Source organism: Paenibacillus barcinonensis, from assembly GCF_003217495.1.
GTDB classification, from domain to species: Bacteria; Bacillota; Bacilli; order Paenibacillales; family Paenibacillaceae; genus Paenibacillus; species Paenibacillus barcinonensis.
The window spans coordinates 249361-275554 of sequence record NZ_QJSW01000002.1; the positions used below are offsets into that span (position 1 = coordinate 249361).

49 protein-coding genes are annotated in these 26194 nt (G+C 36.1%); 1 reads left to right on the top strand and 48 read right to left on the bottom strand.

Annotation, left to right across the window (positions count from 1 at the left end; all coding sequences use genetic code 11):
* Positions 1–17: 17 nt before the first annotated feature.
* From DFQ00_RS04310 to DFQ00_RS04420, 24 genes are all read right to left on the bottom strand, one after another.
* Positions 18–542, bottom strand: coding sequence for a pyrophosphohydrolase domain-containing protein (locus DFQ00_RS04310; RefSeq protein WP_110894513.1), 525 nt, complete (start codon positions 540–542; stop codon positions 18–20).
* 21 nt (positions 543–563) lie between these two features.
* Complete coding sequence (locus DFQ00_RS04315; protein WP_110894516.1) at positions 564–1595, bottom strand: ribonucleotide-diphosphate reductase subunit beta; 1032 nt, start codon at positions 1593–1595, stop codon at positions 564–566.
* Positions 1596–1638: 43 nt separating this feature from the next.
* On the bottom strand, positions 1639–3945 hold the full coding sequence (locus DFQ00_RS04320) for a ribonucleoside-diphosphate reductase subunit alpha (RefSeq protein WP_110894518.1): 2307 nt from the start codon (positions 3943–3945) through the stop codon (positions 1639–1641).
* A 67-nt stretch (positions 3946–4012) separates the two neighbouring features.
* Positions 4013–4249, bottom strand: coding sequence for a hypothetical protein (locus DFQ00_RS04325; RefSeq protein WP_110894520.1), 237 nt, complete (start codon positions 4247–4249; stop codon positions 4013–4015).
* Positions 4250–4487: 238 nt separating this feature from the next.
* On the bottom strand, positions 4488–4685 hold the full coding sequence (locus DFQ00_RS29415) for a hypothetical protein (RefSeq protein ID WP_174812109.1): 198 nt from the start codon (positions 4683–4685) through the stop codon (positions 4488–4490).
* Positions 4686–4695: 10 nt separating this feature from the next.
* The gene (locus DFQ00_RS04335) at positions 4696–4911 is read right to left on the bottom strand and encodes a hypothetical protein (protein ID WP_110894524.1); all 216 of its coding nucleotides are present in this window, start codon (positions 4909–4911) and stop codon (positions 4696–4698) included.
* A gap of 103 nt (positions 4912–5014) precedes the next feature.
* On the bottom strand, positions 5015–5395 hold the full coding sequence (locus DFQ00_RS04340; RefSeq protein WP_110894526.1) for a hypothetical protein: 381 nt from the start codon (positions 5393–5395) through the stop codon (positions 5015–5017).
* Positions 5396–5444: 49 nt separating this feature from the next.
* Positions 5445–5609, bottom strand: a complete 165-nt coding sequence (locus DFQ00_RS04345; protein WP_110894528.1) for a DUF3797 domain-containing protein — start codon at positions 5607–5609, stop codon at positions 5445–5447.
* 8 nt (positions 5610–5617) lie between these two features.
* On the bottom strand, positions 5618–5833 hold the full coding sequence (locus DFQ00_RS04350) for a hypothetical protein (protein ID WP_110894530.1): 216 nt from the start codon (positions 5831–5833) through the stop codon (positions 5618–5620).
* 10 nt (positions 5834–5843) lie between these two features.
* Complete coding sequence (locus tag DFQ00_RS04355) at positions 5844–6200, bottom strand: Acb2/Tad1 domain-containing protein (RefSeq protein WP_244213687.1); 357 nt, start codon at positions 6198–6200, stop codon at positions 5844–5846.
* A 74-nt stretch (positions 6201–6274) separates the two neighbouring features.
* Entirely contained in the window at positions 6275–6490 is a 216-nt protein-coding gene (locus DFQ00_RS04360) for a hypothetical protein (RefSeq protein ID WP_110894532.1), read from the bottom strand.
* Between the two features lie 12 nt (positions 6491–6502).
* A complete protein-coding gene (locus tag DFQ00_RS04365; protein WP_110894533.1) occupies positions 6503–6916 on the bottom strand; it encodes a hypothetical protein in 414 nt (137 codons plus the stop codon).
* The gene (locus DFQ00_RS04370) at positions 6916–8079 is read right to left on the bottom strand and encodes a hypothetical protein (protein WP_244213688.1); all 1164 of its coding nucleotides are present in this window, start codon (positions 8077–8079) and stop codon (positions 6916–6918) included. The genes DFQ00_RS04365 and DFQ00_RS04370 overlap by 1 nt, the downstream gene beginning before the upstream one ends.
* Positions 8063–8449 (bottom strand): hypothetical protein, encoded by a 387-nt coding sequence (locus DFQ00_RS04375; RefSeq protein WP_110894535.1) that lies wholly within the window; start codon positions 8447–8449, stop codon positions 8063–8065. Before DFQ00_RS04375 ends, DFQ00_RS04370 begins: the two co-directional genes overlap by 17 nt.
* A gap of 249 nt (positions 8450–8698) precedes the next feature.
* A complete protein-coding gene (locus tag DFQ00_RS04380; RefSeq protein ID WP_110894537.1) occupies positions 8699–9145 on the bottom strand; it encodes a hypothetical protein in 447 nt (148 codons plus the stop codon).
* Between the two features lie 35 nt (positions 9146–9180).
* Positions 9181–9543: a hypothetical protein gene (locus DFQ00_RS04385; RefSeq protein ID WP_110894539.1), complete on the bottom strand. Its 363-nt coding sequence runs from the start codon at positions 9541–9543 to the stop codon at positions 9181–9183.
* A gap of 58 nt (positions 9544–9601) precedes the next feature.
* Positions 9602–9769: a hypothetical protein gene (locus DFQ00_RS29000; RefSeq protein ID WP_167433594.1), complete on the bottom strand. Its 168-nt coding sequence runs from the start codon at positions 9767–9769 to the stop codon at positions 9602–9604.
* A gap of 57 nt (positions 9770–9826) precedes the next feature.
* Positions 9827–10711 (bottom strand): prohibitin family protein, encoded by an 885-nt coding sequence (locus tag DFQ00_RS04390; RefSeq protein ID WP_167433595.1) that lies wholly within the window; start codon positions 10709–10711, stop codon positions 9827–9829.
* Positions 10712–10832: 121 nt separating this feature from the next.
* Positions 10833–11018, bottom strand: coding sequence for a hypothetical protein (locus DFQ00_RS04395; RefSeq protein WP_110894543.1), 186 nt, complete (start codon positions 11016–11018; stop codon positions 10833–10835).
* A 4-nt stretch (positions 11019–11022) separates the two neighbouring features.
* Positions 11023–11190, bottom strand: a complete 168-nt coding sequence (locus DFQ00_RS29005; protein WP_167433596.1) for a hypothetical protein — start codon at positions 11188–11190, stop codon at positions 11023–11025.
* A gap of 17 nt (positions 11191–11207) precedes the next feature.
* A complete protein-coding gene (locus tag DFQ00_RS04400) occupies positions 11208–11405 on the bottom strand; it encodes a hypothetical protein (RefSeq protein WP_110894545.1) in 198 nt (65 codons plus the stop codon).
* Between the two features lie 150 nt (positions 11406–11555).
* The gene (locus DFQ00_RS04405; RefSeq protein WP_244213689.1) at positions 11556–12305 is read right to left on the bottom strand and encodes a DNA-methyltransferase; all 750 of its coding nucleotides are present in this window, start codon (positions 12303–12305) and stop codon (positions 11556–11558) included.
* Positions 12306–13080: 775 nt separating this feature from the next.
* On the bottom strand, positions 13081–13299 hold the full coding sequence (locus DFQ00_RS04415; protein WP_110894549.1) for a hypothetical protein: 219 nt from the start codon (positions 13297–13299) through the stop codon (positions 13081–13083).
* A gap of 32 nt (positions 13300–13331) precedes the next feature.
* A complete protein-coding gene (locus DFQ00_RS04420) occupies positions 13332–14801 on the bottom strand; it encodes a DHH family phosphoesterase (RefSeq protein ID WP_146236101.1) in 1470 nt (489 codons plus the stop codon).
* A gap of 103 nt (positions 14802–14904) precedes the next feature.
* Between DFQ00_RS04420 and DFQ00_RS29420 the strand changes: the two genes are divergently transcribed.
* Positions 14905–15387: a hypothetical protein gene (locus tag DFQ00_RS29420; protein WP_146236102.1), complete on the top strand. Its 483-nt coding sequence runs from the start codon at positions 14905–14907 to the stop codon at positions 15385–15387.
* A 9-nt stretch (positions 15388–15396) separates the two neighbouring features.
* Here DFQ00_RS29420 and DFQ00_RS04430 read toward each other — a convergent pair whose 3' ends face one another.
* From DFQ00_RS04430 to DFQ00_RS04520, 24 genes are all read right to left on the bottom strand, one after another.
* On the bottom strand, positions 15397–16248 hold the full coding sequence (locus DFQ00_RS04430; RefSeq protein WP_174812111.1) for a hypothetical protein: 852 nt from the start codon (positions 16246–16248) through the stop codon (positions 15397–15399).
* Entirely contained in the window at positions 16208–16534 is a 327-nt protein-coding gene (locus tag DFQ00_RS04435) for a hypothetical protein (RefSeq protein ID WP_110894554.1), read from the bottom strand. The genes DFQ00_RS04430 and DFQ00_RS04435 overlap by 41 nt, the downstream gene beginning before the upstream one ends.
* Before the next feature lie 36 nt (positions 16535–16570).
* Positions 16571–16798, bottom strand: coding sequence for a hypothetical protein (locus DFQ00_RS04440; protein WP_110894556.1), 228 nt, complete (start codon positions 16796–16798; stop codon positions 16571–16573).
* A 24-nt stretch (positions 16799–16822) separates the two neighbouring features.
* A complete protein-coding gene (locus DFQ00_RS04445; protein WP_110894558.1) occupies positions 16823–17104 on the bottom strand; it encodes a hypothetical protein in 282 nt (93 codons plus the stop codon).
* Between the two features lie 40 nt (positions 17105–17144).
* Positions 17145–17426 carry a hypothetical protein gene (locus DFQ00_RS04450; protein ID WP_110894560.1) on the bottom strand — a complete coding sequence of 94 codons (282 nt, stop codon included), beginning with the start codon at positions 17424–17426 and terminating at the stop codon, positions 17145–17147.
* A 42-nt stretch (positions 17427–17468) separates the two neighbouring features.
* Complete coding sequence (locus DFQ00_RS30080; RefSeq protein WP_279630387.1) at positions 17469–17600, bottom strand: hypothetical protein; 132 nt, start codon at positions 17598–17600, stop codon at positions 17469–17471.
* A 46-nt stretch (positions 17601–17646) separates the two neighbouring features.
* Entirely contained in the window at positions 17647–17799 is a 153-nt protein-coding gene (locus DFQ00_RS29010; RefSeq protein WP_167433597.1) for a hypothetical protein, read from the bottom strand.
* Positions 17800–18022: 223 nt separating this feature from the next.
* Positions 18023–18286 (bottom strand): hypothetical protein, encoded by a 264-nt coding sequence (locus DFQ00_RS04455; protein WP_110894562.1) that lies wholly within the window; start codon positions 18284–18286, stop codon positions 18023–18025.
* A 57-nt stretch (positions 18287–18343) separates the two neighbouring features.
* Positions 18344–18589, bottom strand: coding sequence for a hypothetical protein (locus DFQ00_RS04460; RefSeq protein ID WP_110894564.1), 246 nt, complete (start codon positions 18587–18589; stop codon positions 18344–18346).
* A 106-nt stretch (positions 18590–18695) separates the two neighbouring features.
* Entirely contained in the window at positions 18696–18851 is a 156-nt protein-coding gene (locus tag DFQ00_RS29015) for a hypothetical protein (RefSeq protein WP_167433598.1), read from the bottom strand.
* A gap of 22 nt (positions 18852–18873) precedes the next feature.
* On the bottom strand, positions 18874–19941 hold the full coding sequence (locus DFQ00_RS04465) for a DNA primase (RefSeq protein ID WP_110894566.1): 1068 nt from the start codon (positions 19939–19941) through the stop codon (positions 18874–18876).
* Positions 19942–19955: 14 nt separating this feature from the next.
* On the bottom strand, positions 19956–21455 hold the full coding sequence (locus DFQ00_RS04470; RefSeq protein ID WP_110894568.1) for a DnaB-like helicase C-terminal domain-containing protein: 1500 nt from the start codon (positions 21453–21455) through the stop codon (positions 19956–19958).
* Between the two features lie 10 nt (positions 21456–21465).
* Entirely contained in the window at positions 21466–22044 is a 579-nt protein-coding gene (locus tag DFQ00_RS04475; RefSeq protein WP_146236103.1) for a hypothetical protein, read from the bottom strand.
* Between the two features lie 70 nt (positions 22045–22114).
* On the bottom strand, positions 22115–22942 hold the full coding sequence (locus DFQ00_RS04480; protein ID WP_110894572.1) for an ATP-dependent DNA ligase: 828 nt from the start codon (positions 22940–22942) through the stop codon (positions 22115–22117).
* 202 nt (positions 22943–23144) lie between these two features.
* Positions 23145–23363 (bottom strand): DUF1653 domain-containing protein, encoded by a 219-nt coding sequence (locus tag DFQ00_RS04485; protein ID WP_110894574.1) that lies wholly within the window; start codon positions 23361–23363, stop codon positions 23145–23147.
* Between the two features lie 113 nt (positions 23364–23476).
* Positions 23477–23905, bottom strand: coding sequence for a hypothetical protein (locus tag DFQ00_RS04490; RefSeq protein ID WP_146236104.1), 429 nt, complete (start codon positions 23903–23905; stop codon positions 23477–23479).
* A 17-nt stretch (positions 23906–23922) separates the two neighbouring features.
* Positions 23923–24198 (bottom strand): helix-turn-helix domain-containing protein, encoded by a 276-nt coding sequence (locus DFQ00_RS04495; RefSeq protein ID WP_110894578.1) that lies wholly within the window; start codon positions 24196–24198, stop codon positions 23923–23925.
* Positions 24199–24254: 56 nt separating this feature from the next.
* Positions 24255–24425, bottom strand: a complete 171-nt coding sequence (locus DFQ00_RS29020; RefSeq protein ID WP_167433599.1) for a hypothetical protein — start codon at positions 24423–24425, stop codon at positions 24255–24257.
* A 12-nt stretch (positions 24426–24437) separates the two neighbouring features.
* The gene (locus DFQ00_RS04500) at positions 24438–24884 is read right to left on the bottom strand and encodes a hypothetical protein (protein ID WP_110894579.1); all 447 of its coding nucleotides are present in this window, start codon (positions 24882–24884) and stop codon (positions 24438–24440) included.
* A 32-nt stretch (positions 24885–24916) separates the two neighbouring features.
* A complete protein-coding gene (locus tag DFQ00_RS04505) occupies positions 24917–25198 on the bottom strand; it encodes a hypothetical protein (RefSeq protein ID WP_110894581.1) in 282 nt (93 codons plus the stop codon).
* 42 nt (positions 25199–25240) lie between these two features.
* On the bottom strand, positions 25241–25414 hold the full coding sequence (locus DFQ00_RS29025) for a hypothetical protein (protein ID WP_167433600.1): 174 nt from the start codon (positions 25412–25414) through the stop codon (positions 25241–25243).
* Positions 25415–25433: 19 nt separating this feature from the next.
* Positions 25434–25619 carry a hypothetical protein gene (locus DFQ00_RS04510; RefSeq protein ID WP_110894583.1) on the bottom strand — a complete coding sequence of 62 codons (186 nt, stop codon included), beginning with the start codon at positions 25617–25619 and terminating at the stop codon, positions 25434–25436.
* 35 nt (positions 25620–25654) lie between these two features.
* Positions 25655–25855, bottom strand: coding sequence for a hypothetical protein (locus DFQ00_RS04515; protein ID WP_110894585.1), 201 nt, complete (start codon positions 25853–25855; stop codon positions 25655–25657).
* 47 nt (positions 25856–25902) lie between these two features.
* Positions 25903–26154, bottom strand: a complete 252-nt coding sequence (locus DFQ00_RS04520; protein WP_110894587.1) for a hypothetical protein — start codon at positions 26152–26154, stop codon at positions 25903–25905.
* Positions 26155–26194: the final 40 nt, after the last annotated feature.

Consider the following 26194-nt stretch of genomic DNA (forward strand, 5'->3'; position numbering starts at 1 on the left):
ACCACCGCCCATATGTATTAGTTAAATCGCAGTGTTCCCAAATCAATCTGACGCTTGATTTCTTTCTCAATCTTTGGCTCTGGTGCTTCCCATCCATCGGGTTTAATTACTTTACCAACTTCGTTATAGTGTGGCTTTCCGTCTGGGAAAATTTTAGATAGGTTTGCATTATGGACAATATCGAAAATCTCATCTGGAATAACTGATGCTTCTACAAGTCCACCTTCGGCAAAGTATTTGATGTCAATCAGAGCATCAACTTGTCCAATTAGTCGATCTTCAGGAAATGGTTTGGTTAGTTGCTTATCGTATGTATCATAAATTGAACTGATTAGATTATTTGTGAATTCACGAAATTTATCTTTGTCTCCATCAGAAGATGCATAGAGTAACTCAACCACTTCTTCCATGATAAAATTGGCTCTATTTGTAACCAACTTATCATCTAATGCTGTAGGTGTTTCTGGTGCTGGACAGTTAAATGCTTTTTGGAACTCTCGTACTTTCATAAAATCAGTTTTAATATTAATTGAATTTGTCATATTTATGTGCCTATCTCCCTTTTACAAATCATCGAATCCGTTATCATCGCCAACTTTACCATAGTTGCGAGATTTTGCTTCAAAGAAATCAGTTTTTGTTGAGTTTAAAGCTTCATCTGAAAATGGCTTGATCCATGGCATACAATTCACATCTACACCTTCATATAACTTCTCCATGCCCATTAACTTCAGACGTTTATTTGCTGTATATTTGATATAATCGCTCAACTCATCCAGATCAATACTTTGAATGTTTTTGAGAGTATAGTGACCCCAATTTGTTTCAAGTTTAACTGCTTGATCAATCGTATCATAGACATACTCAATGTTCTCAGGTGTGTCCAGTTCAGGGAAGTCTGCTAACAATTGCTTGTACACTTCCGCAAAGAAATAACAATGCTGATTCTCATCTCTTTGAATATACGAGACCATCTGACTTGTTGCCATCATCTTCTGGTCACGAGCTAGATTGTAGAAGAAGGCGAATGTGCTATAGAAGAAGATGCCTTCAAGAATTAAATCAGCAACCATTGACTTAAAGAACGTTTGTGGATTGGGGTTGTCACGGAATTCCTGATAGATATCTGAAATGAATTGGTTTCGTTCTAGTAATACAGGATCATGTTTCCAATACTCAAAGATTTCTTTCTGTTCTTGATCAGATACAATTGAAGAAAGCACATAGGAATAAGACTGATTATGTACAACTTCTTGCTGTCCAATGATTGCTGAGATTGCTTCCAACGATGAATCTGTAAAATACCTTTTAACATCACCTACAAACATCGTCTGCATTGAGTCCAATACTGCAAGCAGAGAGATGTTGATTTTGAATGTGTCTTGTTCTACTTTGCTAAGTTGAGCGAACTGCGAAGCATCCTTGGACATTGGAATCTCATCTGCAATCCAATGATTAAGTAACAAAACTTTGTATAGTTTATACATGTGAGGCATTCGGATATCGTTCCAGTTAAGGATACCCGAATTTTCCCCCTCGATAATACGTGTAGATTTATTTGGTGCTTCCGTGTTGAAGATTTTCTGAATTTTCAATTACGTATTCTCCTTATATTTAACTAGCGCATGACTCGTAGCCTTAAACTGTTAAAGCTCTACTTCTAACATAATAAGTAGTTTTCATGCCAACTCTCCATGCATGAAGATGAAGTTCTAAGAAATCAGTTGCTTTGATGTCCGGTCGAACGTAGAAGTTGAAGCTTTGTCCCTGATCTACATGACGCTGACGGGCAGCCGCCATATTAACGGAAGCATGTTGATCCACCATGAACGCCGTTTGGTAATAAGGGCTTGTTTTTTCGGACAGATCGGGAGCGGGATTAGCAATCTTATATGTGGTCTTTTCTTCATATGAAATTAATTCATATAGTGGATCAATCGATGCGGTTGAGCCAGCAATGATTGATGTAGATCCATTTGGGGCAATGGCGAACAGCCAAGCATTACGGATACCGTTTTGCTGTACTTCGGCTTGCAGTTCTTTCCACTGATCAGTAGTTACATATTGCCCTTCACGATCACCCGACACATAGTCTCGCTTAGCAAAGTACTCTCCTGTGTCCCAGTCAGAACCTTTAAATTTAGGATAGTGTCCTTTTTCTTTGGACAGTTCCATGCTGGCTTTTACAAGTAGATAATTAATCTTTTCATATAAGTTATCGTTATACGTTACGGCTTCTTCAGACTCCCAACTAATACCTTCGAGAGCAAGCAGATGATGCAGTCCGAATGTTCCTAATCCAACAGCTCTATACTGTGCATTCGTGTATTGTGCTTGCAGTACATCAATATTGTTGATGTCGATAACATTATCTAGCATACGAGTTTGAATTGGGACAAGCCGCTCAAGAACATTATCTAGCACTGCTTTAGACAAGTTAATGGAGTTAAGATTACATACCACAAAGTCGCCGGGAATTTTAGAGATAATGATACGCGTTTGACCGTCTTTGGTTACCAACTCTTCTTTTTCAACTACAGTAGGAGATTGATTTTGCATAATCTCTGTACAAAGATTCGAGGAAAATATCATTCCATGTACACCGTTAGTGTTTGCGCGATTCACTGTATCACGATAGAACATATACGGTGTTCCGGTCTCTAATTGAGATTTAAGTACACGCTTCATGATGTCAATCGCCTGAACAGTGATTCTCTGTAGTAGAGGATGGTTTACTGCTTCTTCATATTTTTCTCTGAAGGTTCCTTTGCCTAATTCCTCGTCATAGAAGTCTTCCAATCCAAGTGATCGTCCATTGCTATCTTTCCATCCCATAATAGACTTTACTTCATGTGGACAGAACAAACTCCATTCTCCTCGACTCCCTACCCTTTCCATGAACAAGTCGGGAAGACAGACGCCATGGAAGATATCGTGTGCTCTCATTCGTTCATCGCCATTATTGAGTTTCAGATCAAGAAAAGCTAGAATGTCACGATGAAATACATCCAAATACACCGCAATCGCACCTTTGCGTGTACCGAGCTGATCTACACTAACCGCCGTATTGTTCAATTGACGAATCCAAGGTACTACACCCGAGCTTGTATTTTTGTGTCCTCGAATATCAGAGCCTCTTGCTCTAACCTTGCCAAGATAGACTCCAATTCCTCCACCTGTTTTACTTAGTCGTGCTACATCAGTATTTGAATCAAAAATGCCTTCCAACGAGTCATCTACAGTGTCAATGAAGCAGCTAGACAATTGACCAGCAACTTTTTTACCTGCATTGGACATTGTTGGTGTAGCAGCAGTCATATACAGGTTACTCATTGCCCAGTAGGATTCTTTGACTAGATCCATACGCTTATCTTCAGGTTCTTGATGCATTAGATACATCGCAATAACCATATATCTTTGTTGTGGCAACTCCATTAGCTTCCCATCAAAGTCATGTGTTAAATAACGCTCTGTAAGGGTGAGTAATCCAATATAATCGAATAGTAGATCATATTCTGGATTAATGTACTCTCCCAGCTCTTCAATCTGTTCCTTTGTATAACAGGTGAGAAGTTCTTCTCTGAAGATTCCTTTTTCAACAAGCGTTTGAATCAGAGGATAAAATGAACCGTATGGCTCATCAACATATGATTTATATTTTCGATTGTTTGCGGCCTTTTTATAGAGCTTTGTCAGTAGCCCTCTTGCAGCAACAAACTTCCAGTTCGGTTCTTCTTTTGTAATCAAGTCTAGAGCTGTCATCGAGAATGCTTCACTGATCTCTTCTGCTGTTACCTCATCACGTCTTAGTTTACTATTAACACCTTTGACTAACTTCTCCTTGTCTAAGTCAAATCCACTCATTACTCTGTCTGCATACGTCTTAATTCTATTCTCATCAAAAGCTAGTTGTCTGTTATTCGGTTTGTTTACTAATCGGGGCATTAAAATCCTCACTTTCAAATGTTTATATCTTTGTAAAAGAATTATTTCATTAAATCATATGTATTATTTATGTGTACATCTCTTCAACTTCTACTACAATAATTCTGTCTCCAATGTTCAAAACATGATTTTGTTTAAAGAATCTAGTCATTGCGTATTCAACTGCAACCTGTTTCATCACATGAGTTGTAACTGGACTATCTCCTGCCATTTCATAACAATCTTCCTCGTCTACATTCACGCAAAATTCTAAATCTTCATACTGCTCTCCAAAGTCGTGTTGCAAATATACATTATACTGCACTATCATCACCTCCTTGAATTAATCGTCCCAGAACTCAATCAATTCTATAATGAAATTTACCAATAGTTAAACTGTATCTACCAAGATATATATTGACATATGACTCTCTTTCATTATCGCCCCATTCATCGTTGGCGTTGAAGTTCATACCAATAAGAAGGGTTCCTCTGTCGTAACAATGCTTCTCAATTCGCCATCCATATTTAGAATACATTTTTTCACCTTCTATGCATTTTATTTAACTGTCTCTGGTGTGGAATACTACTCGACTAAACTCATTCCAAGCATTACTCCACACCTCTTCACCATACTTATCAAACTCATCGAATTGCTTTTTTCCTATTTTCTTTTTCATTGTTTTGCTAACATAAGCATCTTCATGCAACAAGGGTTCATTATCTGTGCCAATGTCATCTTTAAAACATTCAATCAGCACTCTGGATAAGCTAAGTGTTGCTTCGTTTAGTTGAATTACTTCTCCACTCCTTACTGCTCTCTTTTTCTCTTTTCATTTCGAGATAAGTTTTAACTTGAAAGTATTCTTTAACGCTTGTTTCCATCTTACTACTGCTGAGATGTTGTCGATCAATAGCCATATTCAAAGCATCCAAGCTCTTGTTTAACATATCTAGTGATTTTTGAAGCCGAGTATTTCTATTCATCTTCAACACCTCTTCTTTGTTGTTGTTTACTCTCTTAGTATAAGTTGATAATCACGTTTTGTAAAGTATTATCTTTGTCTTTTAAAGATGTTTATTTGTTTATTCAATCCCTAGGCGGTAGGTTGAATTTAATAATACCAAACAAAGTATCGTTTGCGCTTCCGGTAAAGTTATCCAATACGTGCTCACTCACTTTGTCTATGTGTTCAACAATTAGTACATTGTACTTTTGATCGTAGTGCATACCGCCCAATCTAAATACAACCGGAATGCTTAATGAAGAAGCTGCTGTTGTAATTGCCTGAACCAATTCTGATTCGTGCTTTTCTCTAATGGTATTGTATGTTCCGTTCGACAGAGTAATTGTATATGGAGTACCGTCTACACTAAATGTAAATGTATTGTTGCTTGCTGTGATTGTAACTTGATTATGGATATCTACAGATCCCCATGCTTGCTGTCCGTATGTAGCTATAATTCCCATCTCCTCTAATATTCTAATGGTTTAATTCTTTGTGAAAGGTACACTTCATTTACTTATCAGTATCTATTTCAATTTTCCATCCACACTTACATGAACGAAAGAATGTATTGTCATCTATATTTAATACACCTTCCCCGTTCCCAACCTTATCATTTCCACATACCTTACAGTTTGAATACTTATCTATCAATTCTGCTGCTTTTAATAGGTTCATATTTTCTCCTATAGTTGATATCGTTTAACTGTTTCTTTAACATGGGTGACTTCAAATGTGTCAAATCCTGCGAGCCTTACTTGTTCGGCAATGATATCTGGAGAAGGCAATTCCTCATGTTGTGTCACGATTGTATCTGCCTCTTCTCCATTCAAAGCAACATCTTCGGCGTTCATCATTTCAAGAAGAAGATATTCGTAAGTTTCTTCGTCAAAGAGTCTCATACAGTCCCTCCTACTCGTTACGAGCAATTCCAGCATTAGCCCAGAATACAGCCTGTTCAAGATTTGTCATTGCCAAGGATTTCTCACGACTATATGGGACTGATTCTTCTAGCATATATGCCAGTTCCTTTGCTGCATTGCGAATCTGCTCATACTTCTGAGGTTGTCCTTCTTTTGGGGAATGGTAAGAAAAGTTGTTTTCAATAGTAACGTTGTATCTATTTTTTGTAAAGAAAGCTACTTCACCCACAATCATGTGTCTAAACCTATAGGTAAAATCGTTATAGATGTGTTCAAAGTTCCCATTTGGAATACTCTCAACTTCACCAATTAAGTTTCCTGTACCTAGTTCAACGCATTTAATCATTTATATTTCTCCTTTAATTGTTTTGATAAAATTTGACTTTCATGAACATTTTCACTTCTAAAAACCCTTATGTATCAATACTTTTCTGACTCAAGCAAAGCTAAAATCTCATGATAAGCAGTCATTCGTCCAAATCTCCTTCCATGACTACATCCCATCTCATAGCAATCATCGAAGTTCCCACCTGCCCATTCCTCAGGGTTGTAATCTTCTTCAATGTCCTTATTGATGTCATCGATATACTCTTGTAGTACATCAATCTTATTTCTTAGTACTTCAACAATATCCATATACACCTCTCCTTAGCTGTTCAACATCTCAGCAATCTCATTAAGTTCAAGTTCTACTTTCTTATCATCAGACAAAAGTTTATCAAGCTTCGACTCCATAAGTTTAAGTTTTTGTTCTTCATCTTTACTATTAATGAAATCGAGTTTAGATTTTAAATCTCCGATCCAATCAGCAATATTGTATCCACTGATAATGTATTGATCTAAAAGTTCCAATTCAATAGCTGAAGCAGCATACGAGTTAAGTTTAACTAGTAAAGAGATGAGTTGTTCTTTAGTCAAAGTTTGAATGTTAATTCTCACTCCATCTAACTCAATAGAACAATTAGTTACAGGAGTAAACTTTTTAGATTTACTTACTGATTTCTTCTTTTCTTCAATCTGCTTTTTCAATTCAAGAATCTTGGAATCATTTAAATTTGCCATTAATTTTCATCTCCGTTTTCGTGTAGTTTTCCATTTGTGAGATATTTGTTCCTGTATCTTGCTTGAAACTTATTCCAAATCTCTTCTAATGTTCCTCTGTAAAGTATATTTTCTTTTGTTTCATATCCGCTTCCCCATCTGGATGGTACTCTTGTCTTAGTTGCAATAACATAGTTCTCGCTTTCGCGATTCTCTCTTTTCACTTCTGCCATACCGTCTTTATGGTTCTCGATGTAAACAGATGTGCCGTAAAACCAAGCACCTTCTTTCTCTTTTACCTTATCGATGAATCTGTTTTTATCATAAATAATATATTCATCTTTACTTTCATCGTAAGGAGAGTAATGACTACTTTTTTCTAACAAATCGAACATTTCTGCGTAATCATCAGTGCACTCTTCTGTGATAACTTCAATGATTCGATCTCCTAGAGATTTTATATTCAATAGATATAAATCTTCTTTTTTGCGATAGTTGATTGTCTTTTTCGCAAAGATGTATTGTTTACCCTTGTTGACGTTCACGGTATAGCTACTCTGGCGAACATCTTCGGGGCTGACCCATTTTGTGTCCCAATATTCAAACCTACCCATATATACAAACTCTCGATTATCCTTGGTTCGATAAGTTGCTCCAATAATTAATTCTTTAGATTTTATATAACTTTTCTCATGTAGGATATTATTATACTTAGATATTTCTTTATAGTCTGGAGATTCTACGGGTAAAAGTACAAGGTCTTTACCATCCCATCCGTAAATGAATTCACCCTCAAGTCCCTTACCTTTAATTGAGTTGGCATTTTCTAGTATGTATAACAAGTTCTCAATTGTAATTTCAAACTCAAAACCTCTTGGATCATATACACGCACATACGCTTGACGATGGTTCCAGTCAGATACATAATCTCCAACTTTCTTATTCAACACAAATCCAGATGTTGGGATATTCTCGTGGTCAACAGGGTCAATTTTCTTATCTCGCCAATTCTCCCATGAAGTCTCTTTGCGAACCTTTCCTTTTACATCATAATAAGTAACGTAAGCCAACGTTTTGGTATATGTATTTTCTCTATTCTGAAATCCTACTTTAATTTTCTGTGGTACGAATATGTTCGTTTTTATTGTTAGAACCTCCCCAATTTCCTCATTTACCCTGTTCAATAACTCTAATTATTTCAAAATATTTCTCGTTATCTCCCTTGTGATACTGCCCCTTACTAATCCAATCGCTACTAAACTTACCGTACTTTTTCTCATTGTAGAGCCACTTCATTTCAGTAATCGCTTCTTTAAAATTACTCAAACCTGCAAACAAAATGAGGACTGGAAACAATAATGTGGTCATTATAATTGCTTTTTTACTTGAAAACTGGTGCAACATTACTCTGTGCTCGTTATAAAAGTACTCATATGTTGTATTCCACTTTCTCTTCCTGTTGGGGAAAAGATGATTATGCTGTTTCTTAGTGATCTCGAATTTTTTATAGCCGCGCTCTTGAGGATCATCATATGTATATTCTTTTTTACTCAAGTATTTATAAGCCTCCTTTCCTATGAAATACGCCTTTCATTGAGAATTCATAATTCGATTGAGATCGAAAAAACCCCCGACTAGAAAGAAAATAACATAATACCCTGCAACAGTAATTGTAATTCCAAATAGCTCATCCAAACCGCTTATGCAAATTTCATCAAATCCGACCAGCGATAAGACCCATGCCAATATTAGAGCACTAACACACTTCAGATAATTATCCTCCTTTTAATTGATAATCTATATTTACCGACAGATATTAAGATATTTATTGATAAACTCAATCAGCATGTCCACATCTTGTTCTGTTGTTTGTTCATTAATTATAAATTTATCAACGTTAATATATTTACTGTAATCTCCACCACCATGATATTCATCAGCAACAAGAATCTTCAACTGCAAGTTGTCTGTAATCTGTAGTAGATGGATGTCACTGCCTTCTGAGATTGGGAAATCAATTTCATATTTATCAATTTTATTTTCATTAATGTATTCATTTATGGAATACAAAACATCATCACATTGATCCTCATTAAAGTAAGAATTATATCCGGGCATTTTATTTCTAAAGTAGGCACTAAGTCTATTGTTTAACTCAGTTCGATTTCGCTCAACTACCCCATCCATTGATGCAACTAAACCTACTTTTTCAGCCTCTCTCACATAGTACCAGTCAGCATATTTTGTCATTTATTAATTCCCTTCATTATAAAATCTCACATTTATCAACTTTCTTTGTTAACTTCAACGCTGATAGATAGTTGGCTTGCGACAATATCAGTCAAGTTGTCAGTCAAAACTTTAGACACTCGCTGTTTAAAAGCATCTCTTGACCAGTGGTCACTTCTAAATGAACCGTAGAGTTCTTGCTTAACAACATCTTCAATCGTTCGTTCAATATGAGCAACCTTGTTAATCTTGCTGATCTCTATTTGGACGGTTTCTTTTATGATTTGGAGAATATCATCTTTAGTGATTCCTAATTCATTATGTATGTAGTTCTTTACAGCATTGTATTCTGCTCTAAATTCTTTAGGTGGTTTGCTAGGAACAGTCTGATTTTTTCTATCTACCGGGTTTTCATTCATTCTTTAATTCTCCTTTTCTCCGTCAAATATATCTTTCATAAGCTCTATAAGTGTTCAGTTAATTTTCTTCTGACTCTTCAAGCTCATCAATCTGTATGTTCAATTGATCAATCTCAATGTCCAATTCAGCTACAGTCGCAGCCATTAGTGCAATTTGTTGTGTTAGCCTATCCCTTTTTTCAACTTTACTGCCCAGTTCTTCAATGAGATCGTCGTATTCTTTCATATTGGACACTCCTTCTCAAATTGCTTGAGTAAATTGGGGAGATAAACTCCCCTCTTATTATTTTACCCCTTCTGTCTTGGTTGTTGGCAGTTGAATCATTGGAGTATTTGAACCACTTACATATGGAAGTGCTCCATCCCATTTCTTAATTGTCTCGTATTGAACGAGTTGATTAGAGAGTGATTGCTGAAGCTCATTATTTGCTTTAGCTTGACCCTCCGCCTCGATTAAGAGTTTGTCTGCATTACCTTGTGCTTCTACTCGTTTGCGGTCTGCTTCTTTCTTGGCAATCTCTAGCTCAGTAGTCTTACGCTCTAGTTCCTGAGAAGCTTCGACTCGCTTATCAATTGCTTCCTGAGTCTTAGCATCTGGTTGAGGAACACCTACGGTTACGTTTGATACGATAAAGCCCAGTTCTTTAACGTCATCAGCGAAACGTTGTTGAACATCTACTCCTGCTTCAGATGACTTCTCACCATAAACATCAATTACAGTAAACTTAGAAATACCTTTACGAGCTGCGTCACGGAAACGTGTTTTCAGATATGTATCCTCAATTTCTTGAATACCAATTGGCCCAAATGTATTAAAAATAGATGATACCTTGCTTGGCTCTACTTGATAGTTATAGGCAAAATCGATTGTGATGTTTTTACCGTCAGACGTAGCAATTTGAATATCTTTGTATTCAACGGTTTGAATTCGAATAGGATACTTTGTTACTTTGTCAAAAGCTCCAACCAATTTCCATCCTTGGCTGAGAGTACTATCCTTTACTCCTCCATTTGGTGAATATACGACACCAACATATCCATTGGGAATTCTTGTTACAAAGAAACTCAATAGCGCTACTCCCAGAATAATTACCAATCCAACTGCAATTGCCCCTACTTTAAATGTCTTTAGTTTCTTCATTTGCATTCTCCTCTTGTTTAAATTCATTGTATTTGTTAATGATTCTGCTTCCTACTTTATTGAACACAGGGAACATGAGCGTCCACAAGCCAAAGCCTAGGATGAAGATTAAAATGAGTCCTCCAATGAACGGCATTCTTTTCCTCCTCTATGGATGAATCCAAGCACAAATCTCATCTGCACGAAGTAGTTCACAAAGTTGATTTAGATTACACTTTCGTTTAACTGCATCCCACATAAGACCCTTATATCCAAACTCTTTCTCGCAAAATTCTACAGCTTCATCTACTTCCGTAAACGATTCTTCTCCGTTCTCCAAATCAATAATCAACATATTTTCAAATCTCCCCAGTGTATAATTTGTTAATCTCCAACTGATCGTGAATAATATCTAATGCTTCCTGTAGGCCAAGAATTTCGCCTTCGTATGCTACGGGATCTGACTCTTTATAATAGTTAAGCGTAATCTCAATCTCTTCTTTGATCTTCTCAATCAATGCATCCATATATGTATGCCTCCTTTCTAGAAACGAACAGTTGGATAAGGATCGTATATATCTTTCTTTCTGCTTTGATACAAGTTCCAGTTAATAAACTCTTCAGACAGTTTACGGCTCTTCATCTCTTCCAGATTGGCAATCTCAATATTGATTTGTCGCTGCTTTGTTCGTAGAACTTCAAGTTTCTTCGTAATATCGAGGTAGCTCAACTCAGGATACATTTACTTACCTCCTTCATTTAATCTCTTCAAGATACTTTTCATTGCTTCTCCAAAAATTAACGCAGACTCTTTTGTGGATTTCATTGCTTTATTCATCTGTAAGACCAATTCGTTCATCTCTCAATCTCCCTTCTCTGTGAAACCACTATTTTATAAACTTTCAATTCGCTTATTAGCTATTTCTATGTATTTTTCTTCTGTTTCAAATCCAATAAATGCTCTATTATTCTTTAAAGCTGCCACTGCAGTCGTTCCGCTTCCCATGCAATTATCTAGAACAACTTCGCCCTCATTTGAATAGGTTTTAATCAAGTATTCAAACAGTGCTACAGGTTTTTGTGTGGGATGCAAAGCTTCTTTTTGCTTATCGGTAGCAAACACCTGAACGCTCCTTGGATATCTTTCAGTGCTACCACCGCCACTAATGCCAATTTTAGTCTTGCCGTAATTACTTCCGTCCTCTTGATGCTTAGTGTAGGAGTGTACCGGAGTATGTCCTGTTGTTTTCTGAGGATTGTATGTAGGAAGATTCTTGTAGAACACTAGTACATTTTCATGGGCCTTCATAGGCATTTTCTTGGCATTTAAATGTCCAGTAGCAGTTGTTTTCTCCCAAATCCATTCATACTTGAGCATCTTTAAATTGCTGCAGCCAAGGATCTTATCAAATGGTGTTTGTGCGGTCAGTACAATAGCTCCGTTGTCTTTTATGATTCTGCAGTATTGTTCCCATAAGAGTTCCAAATTGATAATGGAGTCCCATTTGTTCTGTGTAGTACCGTAAGGCAAATCACAAAGGATCATGTCAATTGACTTTTCAGGTAAGAGAGCCATACCTTCAAGACAATCCATTTGGTAAATTCTATTAAGCTCAATACTACCTAATAGTTCTTTGTTCAAATAATCATCCTTCCTTTTTTTCATCAAACTTGTATTTTATTTAAACTCAGCACTACCAGTTTTATCCTATATCAAATATCACAGTACCTTGGCATGTATTACTTGATAAGGTCTTCTCCCTATGAATAATGATTGAAAATATTCCACACAATCCTTCATAGAATTACCTTTATATCTGTAAGTACAGTTCGTTGTTAAATCCTCAATTTCAACTTCCACTTTTACAGGTTTACTGACAATCATGTTCTGACCCCTTTCTTTATGAAACAGTTCTTTTACCTAGATATCTGGATTAAGAAAGCCTTATATATCAAGGATTTTTAATTGTCCTGATCCGTCTTTCCATTAATCTATCCTTCAGATCATAAAATTTGTTCATCCTGTCATATTCTTTATGTCGCTCTATATATCTGACTACAAATTCCGGTCTTTCATATGCTACTGGCCTACTAAATACGACTCTGCCAAAAATAAATTCTTGTGCTTCATTGTCCATATGATCACCTATCTATGTATTAAAAAGTTGTACATCCTTTGCGATATCTCTTGCCTTTATATTTGAATCGAGCGATGAATGTACGAACTAGAATCAACCCTTCATTTACTCGCTCAATCACAATTACACCTTTTTCAGTCATCCATCTTAATTTGCCTTGTACATTTGGAATGGAGGATATCATCTTAATGAGATATCCCACTCCAACATTGCTTTGTTCACATCTTACTCTTGCGTGTTCCGAAACCTTGATTCTTACCTTTTGGTTGCTCATATGTATTACCGTTTATTAGACTTGCGTTGAGTACGTTGCTTCTTAAACTTTGTCAACACAGATCCTTCCTTCCGACCATTTTCTGCTGGCTTAACATATTGGAACGTGAAGCCTTTTTTAGCTGCTTGTTGTTTGGCTGCATTAACAGCACCAAGGTAGTCTGTAGGAAGGTTGTCGATTACCACGTTTTGATTGTTGTTAGTTGCGATTCCGTAAAATTTCATATGTATATTTCTCCATTCGTGTATGTATTATTTTATTGTTTAATTAATTCTCTGTAATCTTCAATGAACAATTGGCATGTCTTAATCACTTTCTTCTTTGGTCGATACTGAGTCCAAACGTTCATATTAAGTGAACCTACAGCTTCAACCTCGGTAAATACTGGTACTTGGTCATAATACTCTTCATCTGTTTTAAACTTCATCAACTGTAAACCTCCACAATCAATCTTTACTGTGTTATTGGTCTTACCCATCAGTTTCTTGTCTGAGATGAACAAGTCTTTAATTAAGAATGTTCCGGGCTTGAAGTTGTTGCCTGAGTATCTAAAAAACTCTGTGAGATAGTTGATTAGATTTTCATTAACACTGTCAGCACTAAACTCTAAGTCGTAATATAAGGTGTTATCAGGTACAAAATCTTTCAAATGATTATTCAACTCATCTTTTAGTTTTTGCAGATTCTCTTTCTTTAGACTTAATCCTCCAGCACCGGGATGACCTCCAGTATGTTCAGTACTATTACACTGATCCAGTAAATCTAACATTGAAAAATCATCTAAGCCACGGAAGCTTCCAGCGTATGTATACTCATCTTCACCATCACCTATTACAATTGCGGGTCTGCTAAATTTCTTTAATAGTTCTTGCGCTACTAGTCCGTTCAATCCCTTACCGATGGTTGTATCGTAGATGATAGCCACTTTATCTTCATCTTTAATGCTGTCTTTATGCCTCTCTAATGCTTCAGCTTGAACTACTTTACGATGTTCGTTTAGTTTGATTAACTCTTTAACATATCCTTTTGTTTCTGGTGTAGCTTTGTCACACATCAGAAAGTCAATTGCCAACTTAATATTGTCTGCCCTCGTTGCTGCTGTGACTGCTGGACTTGCACCATACAGAAAGTCTGTTGATGTGAGATTCTTTAAGTCTGAGTTCATTGCTTCGAACAATAATTTCAAGCCTTCATGTCGCAACCCTTTCAGTGACACTTTTGCAAAATATCTATTTTCCATTTCCATCATCGACATCATGTCTGCCATCAAAGTGAATCCCGGTAAGTCGCTCAATTCAAGCGCATGTCGTGTATCCATATAGTCGTCTAATACTTGACACACTTTATAAACCAACAGTCCACCTGAAGCATTTTTATTCGGGTATTTGCAATCCTCTTGTTGTGGATTCACTAGAATACAGTGTGGATTTTCGATATCAATTGAGTGATGATCGATAACCAGACAATCAATACCTTTATCAACCAGAAACTTAAGGGGTTCTATATCATTACTGCTACTGTCTACTGCTATGTATAAATCTGTATCATCTTCAATCTGTTCAATGACGAACTTGGAACCGTGTCCTTGGCTGCGTTCAACATATTTGATCTGAACATTATCAGTGAACCTCAACAAAATTTTATATAGTATTACTGCTGAAGAAATCCCGTCAAAATCGACGTCAGCAAAAATTACAATCTTCTCACCGTTCTTAATCGCTCTCACAATCCGTTCAACCAATTTATCTATATTCTTTAGTAGATACGGACTGTGTACCACATTAGAGAGTGGATTAAGAAACTCATCAATATTTTCAATTCCGTTTATCTTGGCTAACTTTGAATATGTATTATCGTATGGTTCAAACGGAATTTTAGGTTGCTTTTGTTTCCATGCTATGGCAAAATCACTCCTTTGTCCGAATTTATTGAATAACTATTTTGAATTTTTCAGGCAATGTAATATTCTCACTATTATTCATCCAACTACTCGTCAACCACTTGTCTACCAATCCTGTCTGTTTGTTGATGATTTTGATATTTACTTTTCTCAAATCAATCACTCTCCGTTTCAGGTTAATTGGATAGCATGTCGATCTAGCTTATTTGTTCTTGTGAAAGAGCAGTTTCATTTAAACCTTTTATTGATGTACTTGAAAGCAATCATCCACAATAGAAATGTGGTTGCACCATACATTGCCGACAATTCAAAGACATGTGATGAATATGACTCAAGTACAGGTTTAGCGAGATTGTTCATCGTAACCAATCCAGCAAATAGAGCAAAACTAGCAATTATATTTTTCAAGTGAATTTCTCCTTTAGTAGAGTCTATAGTTTTCTGTTTCATGTCTGTATCCATACTTCTTAAATACATCTGATATAACATCTGCGGCTTGTAGCCTCAGTTCTAACAATTCAATCCCTGTCCCACACTCTATGTGGTTATCTTTTCTTTTCTTGAGTTCTTCTAGTTGCCACTCGTATTTCTTAATTTTCTTCTCGATACCTTCATTGACTTGTTTCATTCTGAAGGTATAGATTAATGTATCTTTCGCACAAAGGTACAATTTTCTTGAAATGCTCTTATTCTTCTGCATGTAGTACTGAATCATCCATTTGTATGTAGCTTCTTTTGCTTTTTTCATATCTTCAAGTTTGCTATTTACTTCACTTGTCTCATTATTAAGTCGAGTCAACGTATTGTCATAGTCTTCTTGTAGCTGTTTAACAGTACGATAACTTCGTTGTCCATAAAACCTCTCATATGGATTAAAATGAACAAGTTGAGCATCGTCCATCATTACGCAATACATTGAAGACGATGAGCTAGTTTTTACAGTTACATTCTTGTTGCTTAATTCTTGTTTGAAAAATGAATCCAGTAACTTACCTATGTATTCTGTAAGATCATGGGTGTCCATCTTTCTCTGCCCATCTTCGTAAACACTCATGATTTTGAAAAGTGAATCCTTTCTGCTGATAACTTCAGAAGCTTTCTCAAAAAACAACTGAGGATTATTGGCTGCCTGTTCAAGTAATGTTCTTTGTCTTCGGAGTCTATCTTGTTCAATGTCTATTCGTTCGATGAAATCCAGATGCGTTCTAATCACTTTTTCACCACCTTTTCGGTTACCACTTAACACTTGGCAATCTATGTAGTTTTCTAACATATCTTTTTACTAACCAGTAACTAATTGGATCGCGAATCTTCATTCCTTTATTTTCAAATTTAATGATACCTACATGAAAATAACACTTATGTTCTTCATTCTCAAAGAACTTCGGATAATGTCTTAATGGAGTCCATTCATACTTATTCCAGTTCTCCTTGAATTGTTGATAGTTTGCCCATCCACAGCTTTCCGTGCTGCTCTTAGTCATCGAAATGTGAGTCAACCATGGAATAAATGGAATCGCAATTAGTACATAAATGACCAAGAAGCTTGTAATAATCATTTCAAATTCTCCTTTTCAATGAAAGTATATTTTTACTTAGATTTCAATTGCGCCAGCATTTGAAACATGAAGTGCTCTAACGTATGTGCCATCACTGTTTTCACGGGTATTCCTGTAAAGCTTGGCTACTTTAATCACTTCTTCTTTATCCAAGTATATTCTACCTTGGAAAACATCATTGATAAGTTGTCCCTTGTTATTCAAGTATCCCTTATCTCGAACTCCTATGACATAAATCTCTTCTATGCTATTTGTGATATGCATCTATGTATTCTCCTTTTGGTTTAATTAATTTAGTTCAGGCACAAGAGTATAAAATGTGTCGAAATTATCGATCCTGGCATAATCAATAAATCCATCCGGGAACATAAGTTTGTATCTTGGAATAGATCGTGATTTCATCGACCCATTAACAGTAACTACTCCTACAATGACTGGACTTCCTCCATGTGTATGATGAGACTCTTTGAGTGACCAAAGCGCATTATTAACCTCATACCCATGTTTCTCAGCAATATCTTTTCCTAGTAACGGCTCTTTGGGGACTACCCTGACAATGCCTTCATTCATTCGTCTTCCTCCTATTCATAATAAAAGTTTTCCAAAATGTTTACTCAGCCAATTCGAGTGAGAATTTAACTTGGTCTTGCGTTACCCAGCCAGTTGCATTCTGATTAACATTGTGACAAAAATACAGATCAACAGGGAGATAGTCATCGCTTGCAGGCTTTGTGTCTAATATCCATAACATATCTTCTTCTTCCCAATTGTAGCAATCTAATTGGTCGTCTTTTACCCAGCAGATTCCGTCCAGAACAAGTTTGTTTTCTTCATTGTGTCGGATATTAGGTTTATAAAAACTTACGCCCTTTTCGCTAATTTCAGTCAACATATTTGTCCCTCCTTATCTTAGTAAAACTCTTCTTTTATTAAATCACTGCAATGAGTCAATAATTGTCTGAACAAATTCATCAAGCTCATATGCTGTTTCTGTGTCATTTGTTTTCTCAGCAATCTCATTCAACTTGTTTGCTACTGCTATAAGAAACTCATTATCTGCTCGCAATTCTATCTCTCCTATTCCTTATGAAATTCAAATTTCAAATAGATTTTTACTTCTCTGTCAAACTGACTGTGATTTGACCAGTAGAGTATGTTGAATCTTGATTGATGATCAAATTTGATAACCCGTGTTCATCACGTAACTCTTTCGCAATTCCAAATATCTTCTCATCGAGCAATTCAGTAAATTTTTCAATGTCCAATTATTATCGCCTCCTCGGTACTGTGTTGTTATTCAGTTTCACTCAAAGGTTTATCAGGATAAAATCTATCATCTTCGCTATGAGTATCACAGGCATTTACAGGAATGAAGCTGTCTTTATTATCAGAGCCACTTACGCGTCCATAGATATGTCCCGTATATATTGCTTGCTTGTCGCAATTAATGTGGTCGCAAGTTTTCATTTTTGTGTCTCTCCCTTAGTATTATTTTTTATAAACTCGCAACTTTTCTTCCAAGTCCCCAAATGTAGTAGATGTTTTAATTACAGCCAACCGAATCTCTTCTAAAAGCTCGACAGGAATATTGGCATGATCTAAAACCGTCAACGCCCAAGAAAGATGGTGTGAGGCGTTCTGCATGTGAACCAGTGACTGGTATGCATAATCATCAAGTTTTCCGTTTTCTTTGAACGCTTCATAGTTTGGTTGATGAGCAGTGTAACTTCCGAATTCTGCTTGTTTATTCATTTCTCATAACTCCTTGGTTTTTATATAATACAAAATTTGTTTAATTATTTTTGTGTTTTACTTGATTTTGTAAAATTCTTTTTTACAGCACATCCAGAATGAATGGTTCTCATTTCCGTTGTCGTCTTCTATGTATGTTTCCTCATCTATCGCAGCACAATCGTCGTATCTTTTTAACCTCAGCTCGTACATTCCCCCAACAGTGACTGGAACATTTCTAAGCTTGTCTACGATTTTAACATAGGTGGCTTCCTCCTCATTTGTTGTTGGCACTAAATCAGATTCGCTTATCTCAACATACATTCGACCATCCCTTTCGATCTGATATTCATATTATAACTCTATAACAACATAAGTCAAGTATTATATTTGTGTTTATTATTTTGAATGAAAACTATATTTTATCAACTCACACATCAGTCAAAATATCCATCATCTTTTCAATAGTTTCATCATTCAAACCATTGACCTCTTTCCAATCATTCACTAAGAACTTTAATGGTGGACACTCTAGATCCCACCAAGATAGAAAGCTAAGCTGTTCAAGTTGCTTTACAGTAAACATTTAACACCCCTTATAATTAGTTTCATTTGGAAAATGTGCAAATACAATCATCCAAAAACGTATTGAATTGTTCTTTGCCCTTATCAACAGGCGACATCTTGTCTGCAAATATATCTTTATTATCATACACATAATAGACTCGTCTACCCTTAATCTGCCTCAATTGATTTAAAACAAACTCTTCATCCTTACCTTTATCCCACAAAAACACTAAATCAATATCAATCCCTAAATCTTTGAGAAGTTTAACCTGAACAGGAGACAGTCTATCTCCCTCTATGGATACAGAGTTTTTAATTCCCCATCCCCATAAGGTCATTGCTGTTTTTGCACCCTCAACAATGTACACTTTTTTCTTATCTTGAATATGAGCTCTAGATCTGTGTAAATTAAATAGTTCAATAGCTTTGCTACAAGGGTAAATATACGAATATTTTTTATGGGCAAGTAATTCTTTATCTTGACCGACATATCTACCTTTAACGCCTATTAATTTCCCCATTGAGTTATGAATAGGTATACTCACTCTGTTCGTGGGTAAATGGTATCCAATACCAAACTCTCTTTGGGTATGAACATCTATTCCTTCACCAATCCAATCGTACCACCCATCTAAAATGAATTCATTTAAAACTCTGTCGTCTAGAACTGGATTGCTTGTCACTTCATAGATTTTAGGACGTTGCTTTTGTATATCCCTAAGCCACCAATTCCAATCGGTCTTCGGTTTCTCGTTAGGAAAGTTTGTTTCAGTGTGTTCATAACCTAGAGAGTTACATATGTAAGTTTTAATTTGATACAGTTTAGACCTGACTTCATCGAAGTTTTTACATTCGTATAAAACAAATCCAACCAGAGCATATATGTCTCCACTTATACCTTCTCCAACCAGTTCTGTATGAAGTGTCTCATTCAGGTAAATCTGTGCTCCCCGTGGATTTTTCGATCCGGGTAGTCTAGCTGTGACTAGATCGTCTCCGCTGCGTCCTGATTTAATCTTTATATCTAAACAGCCCAACTCTTCTAATAGCTGCCCAATTGTGCCTTCATCATATATTCGTTCTTTTAATAGTTTGAGCGAGTCAGACACATAACCTCCCCCTGTTAGTAATTATGATCATCGTAAACCGTTGTGAATCCAACTTCATACCATGTATTGATTCCAAAGTAAGGTTTTAACACCAATACCTTTTGCCCAGTTTTGTTATCTGCTCCACGTCTATTCTTTCCATAGAATAGCAAGTAATATTGATGTCCCTTATCTCGTTTAAGAGGTTTATCTATGTATGTTTGAGTAAAATCATCCCACTGATTTACTAATAACTCATGTTTACCACCTTCGTATTCATCATCCCACATAAACCTGCCCAAAATTAACACAGATGCTTCGTTCTTGATTTTCTTTGCATCTCCTAAAGCATATTCATTGAGGAATCTCATCTTTAATGCTGTGTCTGCGAGTTGGACATTGATCCATACAGCTAGGTTCAACCCGCCACCATTAGGACGTGCAAGTTTATATATCTCCTTCATGTCTTCCACAAAACGTTCCCAACGAGCCATGCTTGCATCGCCTTCAGATGGCTTACCTGTATCTATGATGATCCGCTTAAGTCCTCTTGCTGCATAATGTTTAACAAGTTTTTTCACATCGTCCATGATGTAATTTTCCATGAAGACAAAAGTAATTAATTTTTCATCCCCGTCACACAGATCTTTTACCCATCTTACGGCCTTACGAAGTCTTTCTTTTTCATCATCACTAAATCCGCCTTCATTAAGTTTTTGCCTATCGACATATTCTTTCGTTCCTACACCCATCGCTGTAACAATTAACGCTTTTTTAAACTCAGAGATCGACTGCTCATTTGCTATAACTAAAAGTTTTTCTTTGTGCTGAATACATGACATGATAACTTTGTTTACAGTAAGACTCGTCTTACCACTACCACCGAATCCACCATACATATAAACATGCCCATAATCCCATCCAGTGGTAATCTTAGTCATTCGCTTACTCTCATAGAATGGTAACCCAACCGTAGGATTCTCATCCCAGTCTGCAATTTCTTCGTCTAATCCTTCTAGCAAAAAATGCTCATCATATTTGTTATCACCGTCAATCCCTAATTGAAGAATCTTATCATTCCAATATGTATGTAATTGCTCTTTGGTCATCTTTTTGTAGTTGTACTTACCCTCATCCGTAATGACTCTTTCTCCAAAGTATTCAATCAGTTTATTGATCAGATTGTACTTTTTCACTTCGCCATAGTAAGCATCTAAATTATCCTCTTTGTCTCTTACCTCCGAAGATAGTTCGTGTATTGTTTCGAATCCTCCATATTTTTCATAGGTGGTAGAAGTATTTGTTTCGGCAACTACCTGTGAGACTGATATGTCGTCAAAAACCTTGATTCCTTTTTCAGAAAGCTTTCTTCCCAATGTAAAAAAGAATCCGTAGGCCGTGTTCATAAACGATTTATAATTTAGCTTTTCTTCAGAATAAAAATTATAGTTATCAGGATTTCTCCAGAACAAACCAGTTAGGTATCCTTCGGCTGCAACGATTTCTCTACTTAATCTCTCTTTGATACTTGACACTTAATCCCCCCTATAAGAAGTCTGAAATATCATTACTGTTTGTCTTTTTAGGAGTGTAAGATATCTCTTCAATAATCGTAACTTCTTTGTTTAGCTTTTGCTCTTGAACTTGTCTTTCTCTATTTCTACGTCTTACAAATGCTTCGTTTAATTTACCAATCATTATGCTTATACAGTAATTTATTGATTTAACATCATTTGAACCGTCTAGTTTGTTCTTTAAGCTATTTCTAATCGTAAGTTCTGATAGGACATAGGCATCTAACATAAGTGAGAAATCTGGGCCAGTTCTCCACTTTCTAATTCTTTCTCCATTTTTAGTTTCGAATCCAGCCCTCAAATCTTTAAGCCTAGTAATATTTGATTTCGGGATTACAGTTAAATCATGAAGTTTTTCTATGTATTTGCATAATACATCCCAATTTTCATTTTCAATTTTGGTGTCTTCTACTTTCTTTTGAAACAAAGTAGCACATTTCTTATGAACTTTATTTTTCTTACTGTATGTTTCACCTTTCTTGCGTATTTTTTTACCATCAGGATCAAATTTATCTTTTGCATATTTATGTTGTGTTTCCACTATAGTCATACTATCATCTAACATTGAGAATTCATTGCAATATTTGCACTTAACTGGTCTAGCCAGTTTAATCACCTCCTTAGAATACAAAACTTTCGAACTCAGGTAATCTTAGCAAGTTGTTTTTGGTGTATCCTCGGTGTTTAACTACACACTTAATGACAGGATCAATGTAAACTGTATCCTCTGTCTCTTTCTTTTTAAGTTGCTGGAATACTCTATATCCCGCTTTTCTCTCGTTTGTACCAACAGCTAAACTCATTACTCCTACTATTCGTTTACCATCAGATAAAAGCCATCCAAATTCATTTTTCTTGTATCCAGCAATGTAGTATTCGCCTACCTCATACGCAATTACCTTCAACCATTTATCAGATCGCTTATCAACTTCATATTTTGAGCTGATATCCTTCAAAACTACTCCTTCAAGTTTTTGCTGCTTAGCGAGGTTGAAGTACTTAATTCCATTTCCTCTTATATAGATCGATTTCGCATAGTAATCATTGTTTACGAAGGCATTAGATAGTATTTCTTTGCGCTCTATAAGAGGTTTGGAAATCACACTTTCACCTTCAAAGTTGATGATATCGAAAGCACAGAATGCAACCCTATGCTTACTCTTCTTTGCCATGAACCGTTCCATGACAAATTCAAAGTTCGGCTTACCATCTGAATCAGTAACGATCAGTTCTCCATCAAGCGTTGTTCCTTTTTGAATTGGTATGTTTTCAACCAACTCAGGGAACTTGGCAGTAACATCATTGTTATGTCTTGTGTAGACTTTTACCTTATCCCTGTAATCGATGATAAGGCGTATGCCATCGAGTTTAAGCTCTGTTAAGTGCAAATCACTATCGAATGGCAAGTTGTTTGGTGCTTTGTATAGTAACATTGGAGAAGTAAACATATTAATCACCCATTTAAGTATATCAAACGGGATTATACAGTTTCATCGGTAATATATGTATAGTTTTATATACTACACTTACTCACTTTTCTCCATAACTTCGTGATCCTTATTTTCTTTATCTTTATTATTATAGTGTTTTAATATATCGTCTACTGTTTTAAACTCTACTTCCACTTACAATCAATCCAATCTTTGTTTATTAATTTTCTTCGCATTCATTTATTTCTACAAATCGCTTTGTGCCATCATCTGTATGACCGAAAAACATGTTTGCTGGTCTAGCCCATACAAGGTCATCCTCACCAATGTAGACAACTAGCACCTCTCTGGTTTCAGTGTGTCTTGCTAGTCTTATAAGTTTGTATAATCCACCCTTATAATGTCTAAATGACTGACCCTTGTTTTCCTCGAAACTCAACAAAATCACCTCCCTTATGATCTTCCATTCTCCGTATATCTTCCATTTCCTTATCCTATATTCTGATGAAACTGTACTTTTACTTAGAACTTCTCTCAGAACGTTTTTTTATATCATTGCTCTACCCACTTGTGCTTCAGTGCACCTTTACGCTTCAATCGCAACGCATTTTCACTTGGCTTGACAAACTCTTTCATCATAGACATCTTTCCATACTTGTCGTATTGCCAGCCATCCTTACCTGTACCTCTGCAATCGGGACAAGCGTAACCTGTATCCCAAATGCTTGCTCGTTCAACCCCTCCGCCGTTGCACCATTTGCAGTCCGGAAGGATCGAGAGGAGATAATCTTCCGACTCCTTGAAAAGTTCCCATTGTGTATACCAGTACTTTTTTAATTCTTTTTTTGTTTTGCGTGATGTCAATTGAATATCCCCGTTATTACGTTCATAATACTTCCAGTGTTTATCTATGTATGTGGTATTATTGATAATTAGCTCCTCCTTTAATTTTATGTTACCATACATATTTTTATTCTTCAAGTATTATTTTTGTCTTATTAAATAATCTTCAGTTCCATGTCCAATGCTAACGCTAACTTAATTAACACCTCAATACTGGGAACATTATCATCCTCAGTTAAATCGACAATTGATTTTTCACTAACTTGAGCTTTCAGTGCGAGATCTGTATTACTAATCCCCTCGTCTGTTTGTTTTCTCAATATAGCCACACATAGTTTGGCAGACAGTGCGATCATCTTCTTTCTAACTTCTGAATCATAATCAAGCGATTCTTTAATTTCAGTCCATCTTTTAAGGTTTTTAACTTCCACTCTTCATCCTCATTTCTATATGAATTCAACCTTTTATAGATATCTTCTTTAAAGTACTAAACGGATTCTTTTCTTGCTCTGTTGAAATGCGTTCTGAACCGATCTAAAACCCAATCTCGGTCATAATGATTATCGTCAGCGACTTCATTACATGTCTGCAATACTTCATCTACAAGTTCGTCGATACGCTCTATAGCTTTTTTGTATAGTTTTTTATCGTCATCCAAACCAGCCACTCCCTACTTTTTGTCTTTAATCTTCAAGTTTCTATGTAACTCCAAATCAAGAGCTCCAAATACTTCTGATTCAATCTCATATTTCTTAGGCAATAAATCTTTGGGAGACCAATTTGAATAAACGTTTCTCATATGATCGCCAAAAATCGAATACATTTTCCACCCGAAACGTTCCATCTTTGCCATTGAGCCATAGTCAATCTTAACAATTGCAGGGAAAACATCTACGTCTTGTTCCTCCTTAATCCTCTTGGCTAGTTTGTATGAAGTTTTAGTAATTAAAGCCTTATTCCCTCTGCTCATATTCTGATTGACCAGAAGTTCCATGACTGGCTTCCACTTGTCGTTGTCATACTCTTGTCTAATTTCTTCCCATAATTCATCATCTTCATCACTGTGCCAATCCCACGAATCCGCTTTGAGCTTCTTGAATAAATGGTAATGCTGCATATTATCTCCTCATCTCTTGAATAATGCTTAATTTATCTTCTGTCTACCAAATAAATTGTATGGCCTATTTTCTCCAATTCATCTTTCATATGTATCGCGAACTTCTCTGCAATCGCTCCAGACATACCATATGAACCACTCAACCATATAGCATACTCATCCTTGATTACTACATCTACCGCTGTCGACCATCCCCAAGGTTGCTTGCTGTTACCCAGAGCAAATGACATTTCTTGAGGTAGATTGCTCACTAGCTTATCAACTTCTTCTTCTGTTATCTTTCTATCTGAAATCAAATCAATGCTCCAACCCATATTCGCCTAATCTCCTTTCTGTAAAAGTAAACTTTCATTTGATTATTTCAACAGAGATTTGGCATAAGATAAGCTTTCCACCACATTTCCTGCTCGTTCTCCTGCTAGTACTTTTTCAAATTGATCAGTAATCCATTTTAACGCATCCTTAAGTTCATCTACGCGCGGCTGAACTTCATGTGTTTCACTTACTGAAAATGACTTTAGATCTTCCACAGCTTCACCCCCGTAAAACCTATTTGCGTATCGATTTCAGTACCTCTTCTTCAGACCATCCCAACTTATAAAGAGTCAATGCTCCTATTGCTGCATCCATGTCACCATAAGTTACAATTGCTATTTCTTTTGCGAAATCGTACTCTAGCTCATGTGTCCCCGTTAAAAATTCTAATACATCTGCCTGTTTTTCATTCAAACTCATTTATACTCTCCCCTATTCTATGTAAAAGAAAGATTTTAAATAAACTTAAAGTCACTCATTTTGAATGTGAAACCGCCATATGAGCTGCTAAGTTGTTTTGTTACGGCATCGTCAAACTCCACCAAATACAAGTCTTCAGAATTGCTTGTTCGGATCGGACTCCCTTTTATCGTTCCTGATTTACCAATAGCATCTTTCCAAACTGTTGAATCGTTAATTATAACTCTTTTGTTCATCCCTACCTCACCCTTTTCTCCGTGAAAGGAAAATTTCATATTGATTCTTAATGTTTTTTGTCTTTAGGTAGCGCCAATACAACCAAAATACCAACTACAAATGTCAGTGCCATCACTTTCAGCATTTGAGACTCAAATGTATCAGAAGGATATACTGATCCCATATATATCTCTTGCTCCAACTCTTCTAAAAAACGTTCATTCAGTCGAAATAACTCCGCACCAAATATATAAAGTAGTCCTTCAATAGTGATTAATCCAGCTAAAACAATGAGTCCTATCGACTTTGCTTTACTCATTTCAAACCTCACTCTCCAAGAATTGTACGTTTCATATTAA

Excerpts from the sequence above, each read along its gene's own strand:
- DFQ00_RS04310 (WP_110894513.1), bottom strand. The coding sequence starts at position 542 with ATGACAAATTCAATTAATATTAAAACTGATTTTATGAAAGTACGAGAG.
- DFQ00_RS04320 (WP_110894518.1), bottom strand. The coding sequence starts at position 3,945 with ATGCCCCGATTAGTAAACAAACCGAATAACAGACAACTAGCTTTTGAT.
- DFQ00_RS04335 (WP_110894524.1), bottom strand. The coding sequence starts at position 4,911 with ATGAATAGAAATACTCGGCTTCAAAAATCACTAGATATGTTAAACAAG.
- DFQ00_RS04340 (WP_110894526.1), bottom strand. The coding sequence starts at position 5,395 with ATGGGAATTATAGCTACATACGGACAGCAAGCATGGGGATCTGTAGAT.
- DFQ00_RS04345 (WP_110894528.1), bottom strand. The coding sequence starts at position 5,609 with ATGAACCTATTAAAAGCAGCAGAATTGATAGATAAGTATTCAAACTGT.
- DFQ00_RS04350 (WP_110894530.1), bottom strand. The coding sequence starts at position 5,833 with ATGAGACTCTTTGACGAAGAAACTTACGAATATCTTCTTCTTGAAATG.
- DFQ00_RS04355 (WP_244213687.1), bottom strand. The coding sequence starts at position 6,200 with ATGATTAAATGCGTTGAACTAGGTACAGGAAACTTAATTGGTGAAGTT.
- DFQ00_RS04360 (WP_110894532.1), bottom strand. The coding sequence starts at position 6,490 with ATGGATATTGTTGAAGTACTAAGAAATAAGATTGATGTACTACAAGAG.
- DFQ00_RS04365 (WP_110894533.1), bottom strand. The coding sequence starts at position 6,916 with ATGGCAAATTTAAATGATTCCAAGATTCTTGAATTGAAAAAGCAGATT.
- DFQ00_RS04380 (WP_110894537.1), bottom strand. The coding sequence starts at position 9,145 with ATGACAAAATATGCTGACTGGTACTATGTGAGAGAGGCTGAAAAAGTA.
- DFQ00_RS04385 (WP_110894539.1), bottom strand. The coding sequence starts at position 9,543 with ATGAATGAAAACCCGGTAGATAGAAAAAATCAGACTGTTCCTAGCAAA.
- DFQ00_RS29000 (WP_167433594.1), bottom strand. The coding sequence starts at position 9,769 with ATGAAAGAATACGACGATCTCATTGAAGAACTGGGCAGTAAAGTTGAA.
- DFQ00_RS04390 (WP_167433595.1), bottom strand. The coding sequence starts at position 10,711 with ATGAATTTAAACAAGAGGAGAATGCAAATGAAGAAACTAAAGACATTT.
- DFQ00_RS04395 (WP_110894543.1), bottom strand. The coding sequence starts at position 11,018 with ATGTTGATTATTGATTTGGAGAACGGAGAAGAATCGTTTACGGAAGTA.
- DFQ00_RS29005 (WP_167433596.1), bottom strand. The coding sequence starts at position 11,190 with ATGGATGCATTGATTGAGAAGATCAAAGAAGAGATTGAGATTACGCTT.
- DFQ00_RS04400 (WP_110894545.1), bottom strand. The coding sequence starts at position 11,405 with ATGTATCCTGAGTTGAGCTACCTCGATATTACGAAGAAACTTGAAGTT.
- DFQ00_RS04415 (WP_110894549.1), bottom strand. The coding sequence starts at position 13,299 with ATGAAATTTTACGGAATCGCAACTAACAACAATCAAAACGTGGTAATC.
- DFQ00_RS04430 (WP_174812111.1), bottom strand. The coding sequence starts at position 16,248 with ATGTTAGAAAACTACATAGATTGCCAAGTGTTAAGTGGTAACCGAAAA.
- DFQ00_RS04435 (WP_110894554.1), bottom strand. The coding sequence starts at position 16,534 with ATGATTATTACAAGCTTCTTGGTCATTTATGTACTAATTGCGATTCCA.
- DFQ00_RS04440 (WP_110894556.1), bottom strand. The coding sequence starts at position 16,798 with ATGCATATCACAAATAGCATAGAAGAGATTTATGTCATAGGAGTTCGA.
- DFQ00_RS04445 (WP_110894558.1), bottom strand. The coding sequence starts at position 17,104 with ATGAATGAAGGCATTGTCAGGGTAGTCCCCAAAGAGCCGTTACTAGGA.
- DFQ00_RS04450 (WP_110894560.1), bottom strand. The coding sequence starts at position 17,426 with ATGTTGACTGAAATTAGCGAAAAGGGCGTAAGTTTTTATAAACCTAAT.
- DFQ00_RS04455 (WP_110894562.1), bottom strand. The coding sequence starts at position 18,286 with ATGAATAAACAAGCAGAATTCGGAAGTTACACTGCTCATCAACCAAAC.
- DFQ00_RS04460 (WP_110894564.1), bottom strand. The coding sequence starts at position 18,589 with ATGTATGTTGAGATAAGCGAATCTGATTTAGTGCCAACAACAAATGAG.
- DFQ00_RS29015 (WP_167433598.1), bottom strand. The coding sequence starts at position 18,851 with ATGTTTACTGTAAAGCAACTTGAACAGCTTAGCTTTCTATCTTGGTGG.
- DFQ00_RS04475 (WP_146236103.1), bottom strand. The coding sequence starts at position 22,044 with ATGACTATAGTGGAAACACAACATAAATATGCAAAAGATAAATTTGAT.
- DFQ00_RS04480 (WP_110894572.1), bottom strand. The coding sequence starts at position 22,942 with ATGTTTACTTCTCCAATGTTACTATACAAAGCACCAAACAACTTGCCA.
- DFQ00_RS04500 (WP_110894579.1), bottom strand. The coding sequence starts at position 24,884 with ATGCAGCATTACCATTTATTCAAGAAGCTCAAAGCGGATTCGTGGGAT.
- DFQ00_RS04505 (WP_110894581.1), bottom strand. The coding sequence starts at position 25,198 with ATGGGTTGGAGCATTGATTTGATTTCAGATAGAAAGATAACAGAAGAA.
- DFQ00_RS04510 (WP_110894583.1), bottom strand. The coding sequence starts at position 25,619 with ATGAGTTTGAATGAAAAACAGGCAGATGTATTAGAATTTTTAACGGGG.
- DFQ00_RS04515 (WP_110894585.1), bottom strand. The coding sequence starts at position 25,855 with ATGAACAAAAGAGTTATAATTAACGATTCAACAGTTTGGAAAGATGCT.
- DFQ00_RS04520 (WP_110894587.1), bottom strand. The coding sequence starts at position 26,154 with ATGAGTAAAGCAAAGTCGATAGGACTCATTGTTTTAGCTGGATTAATC.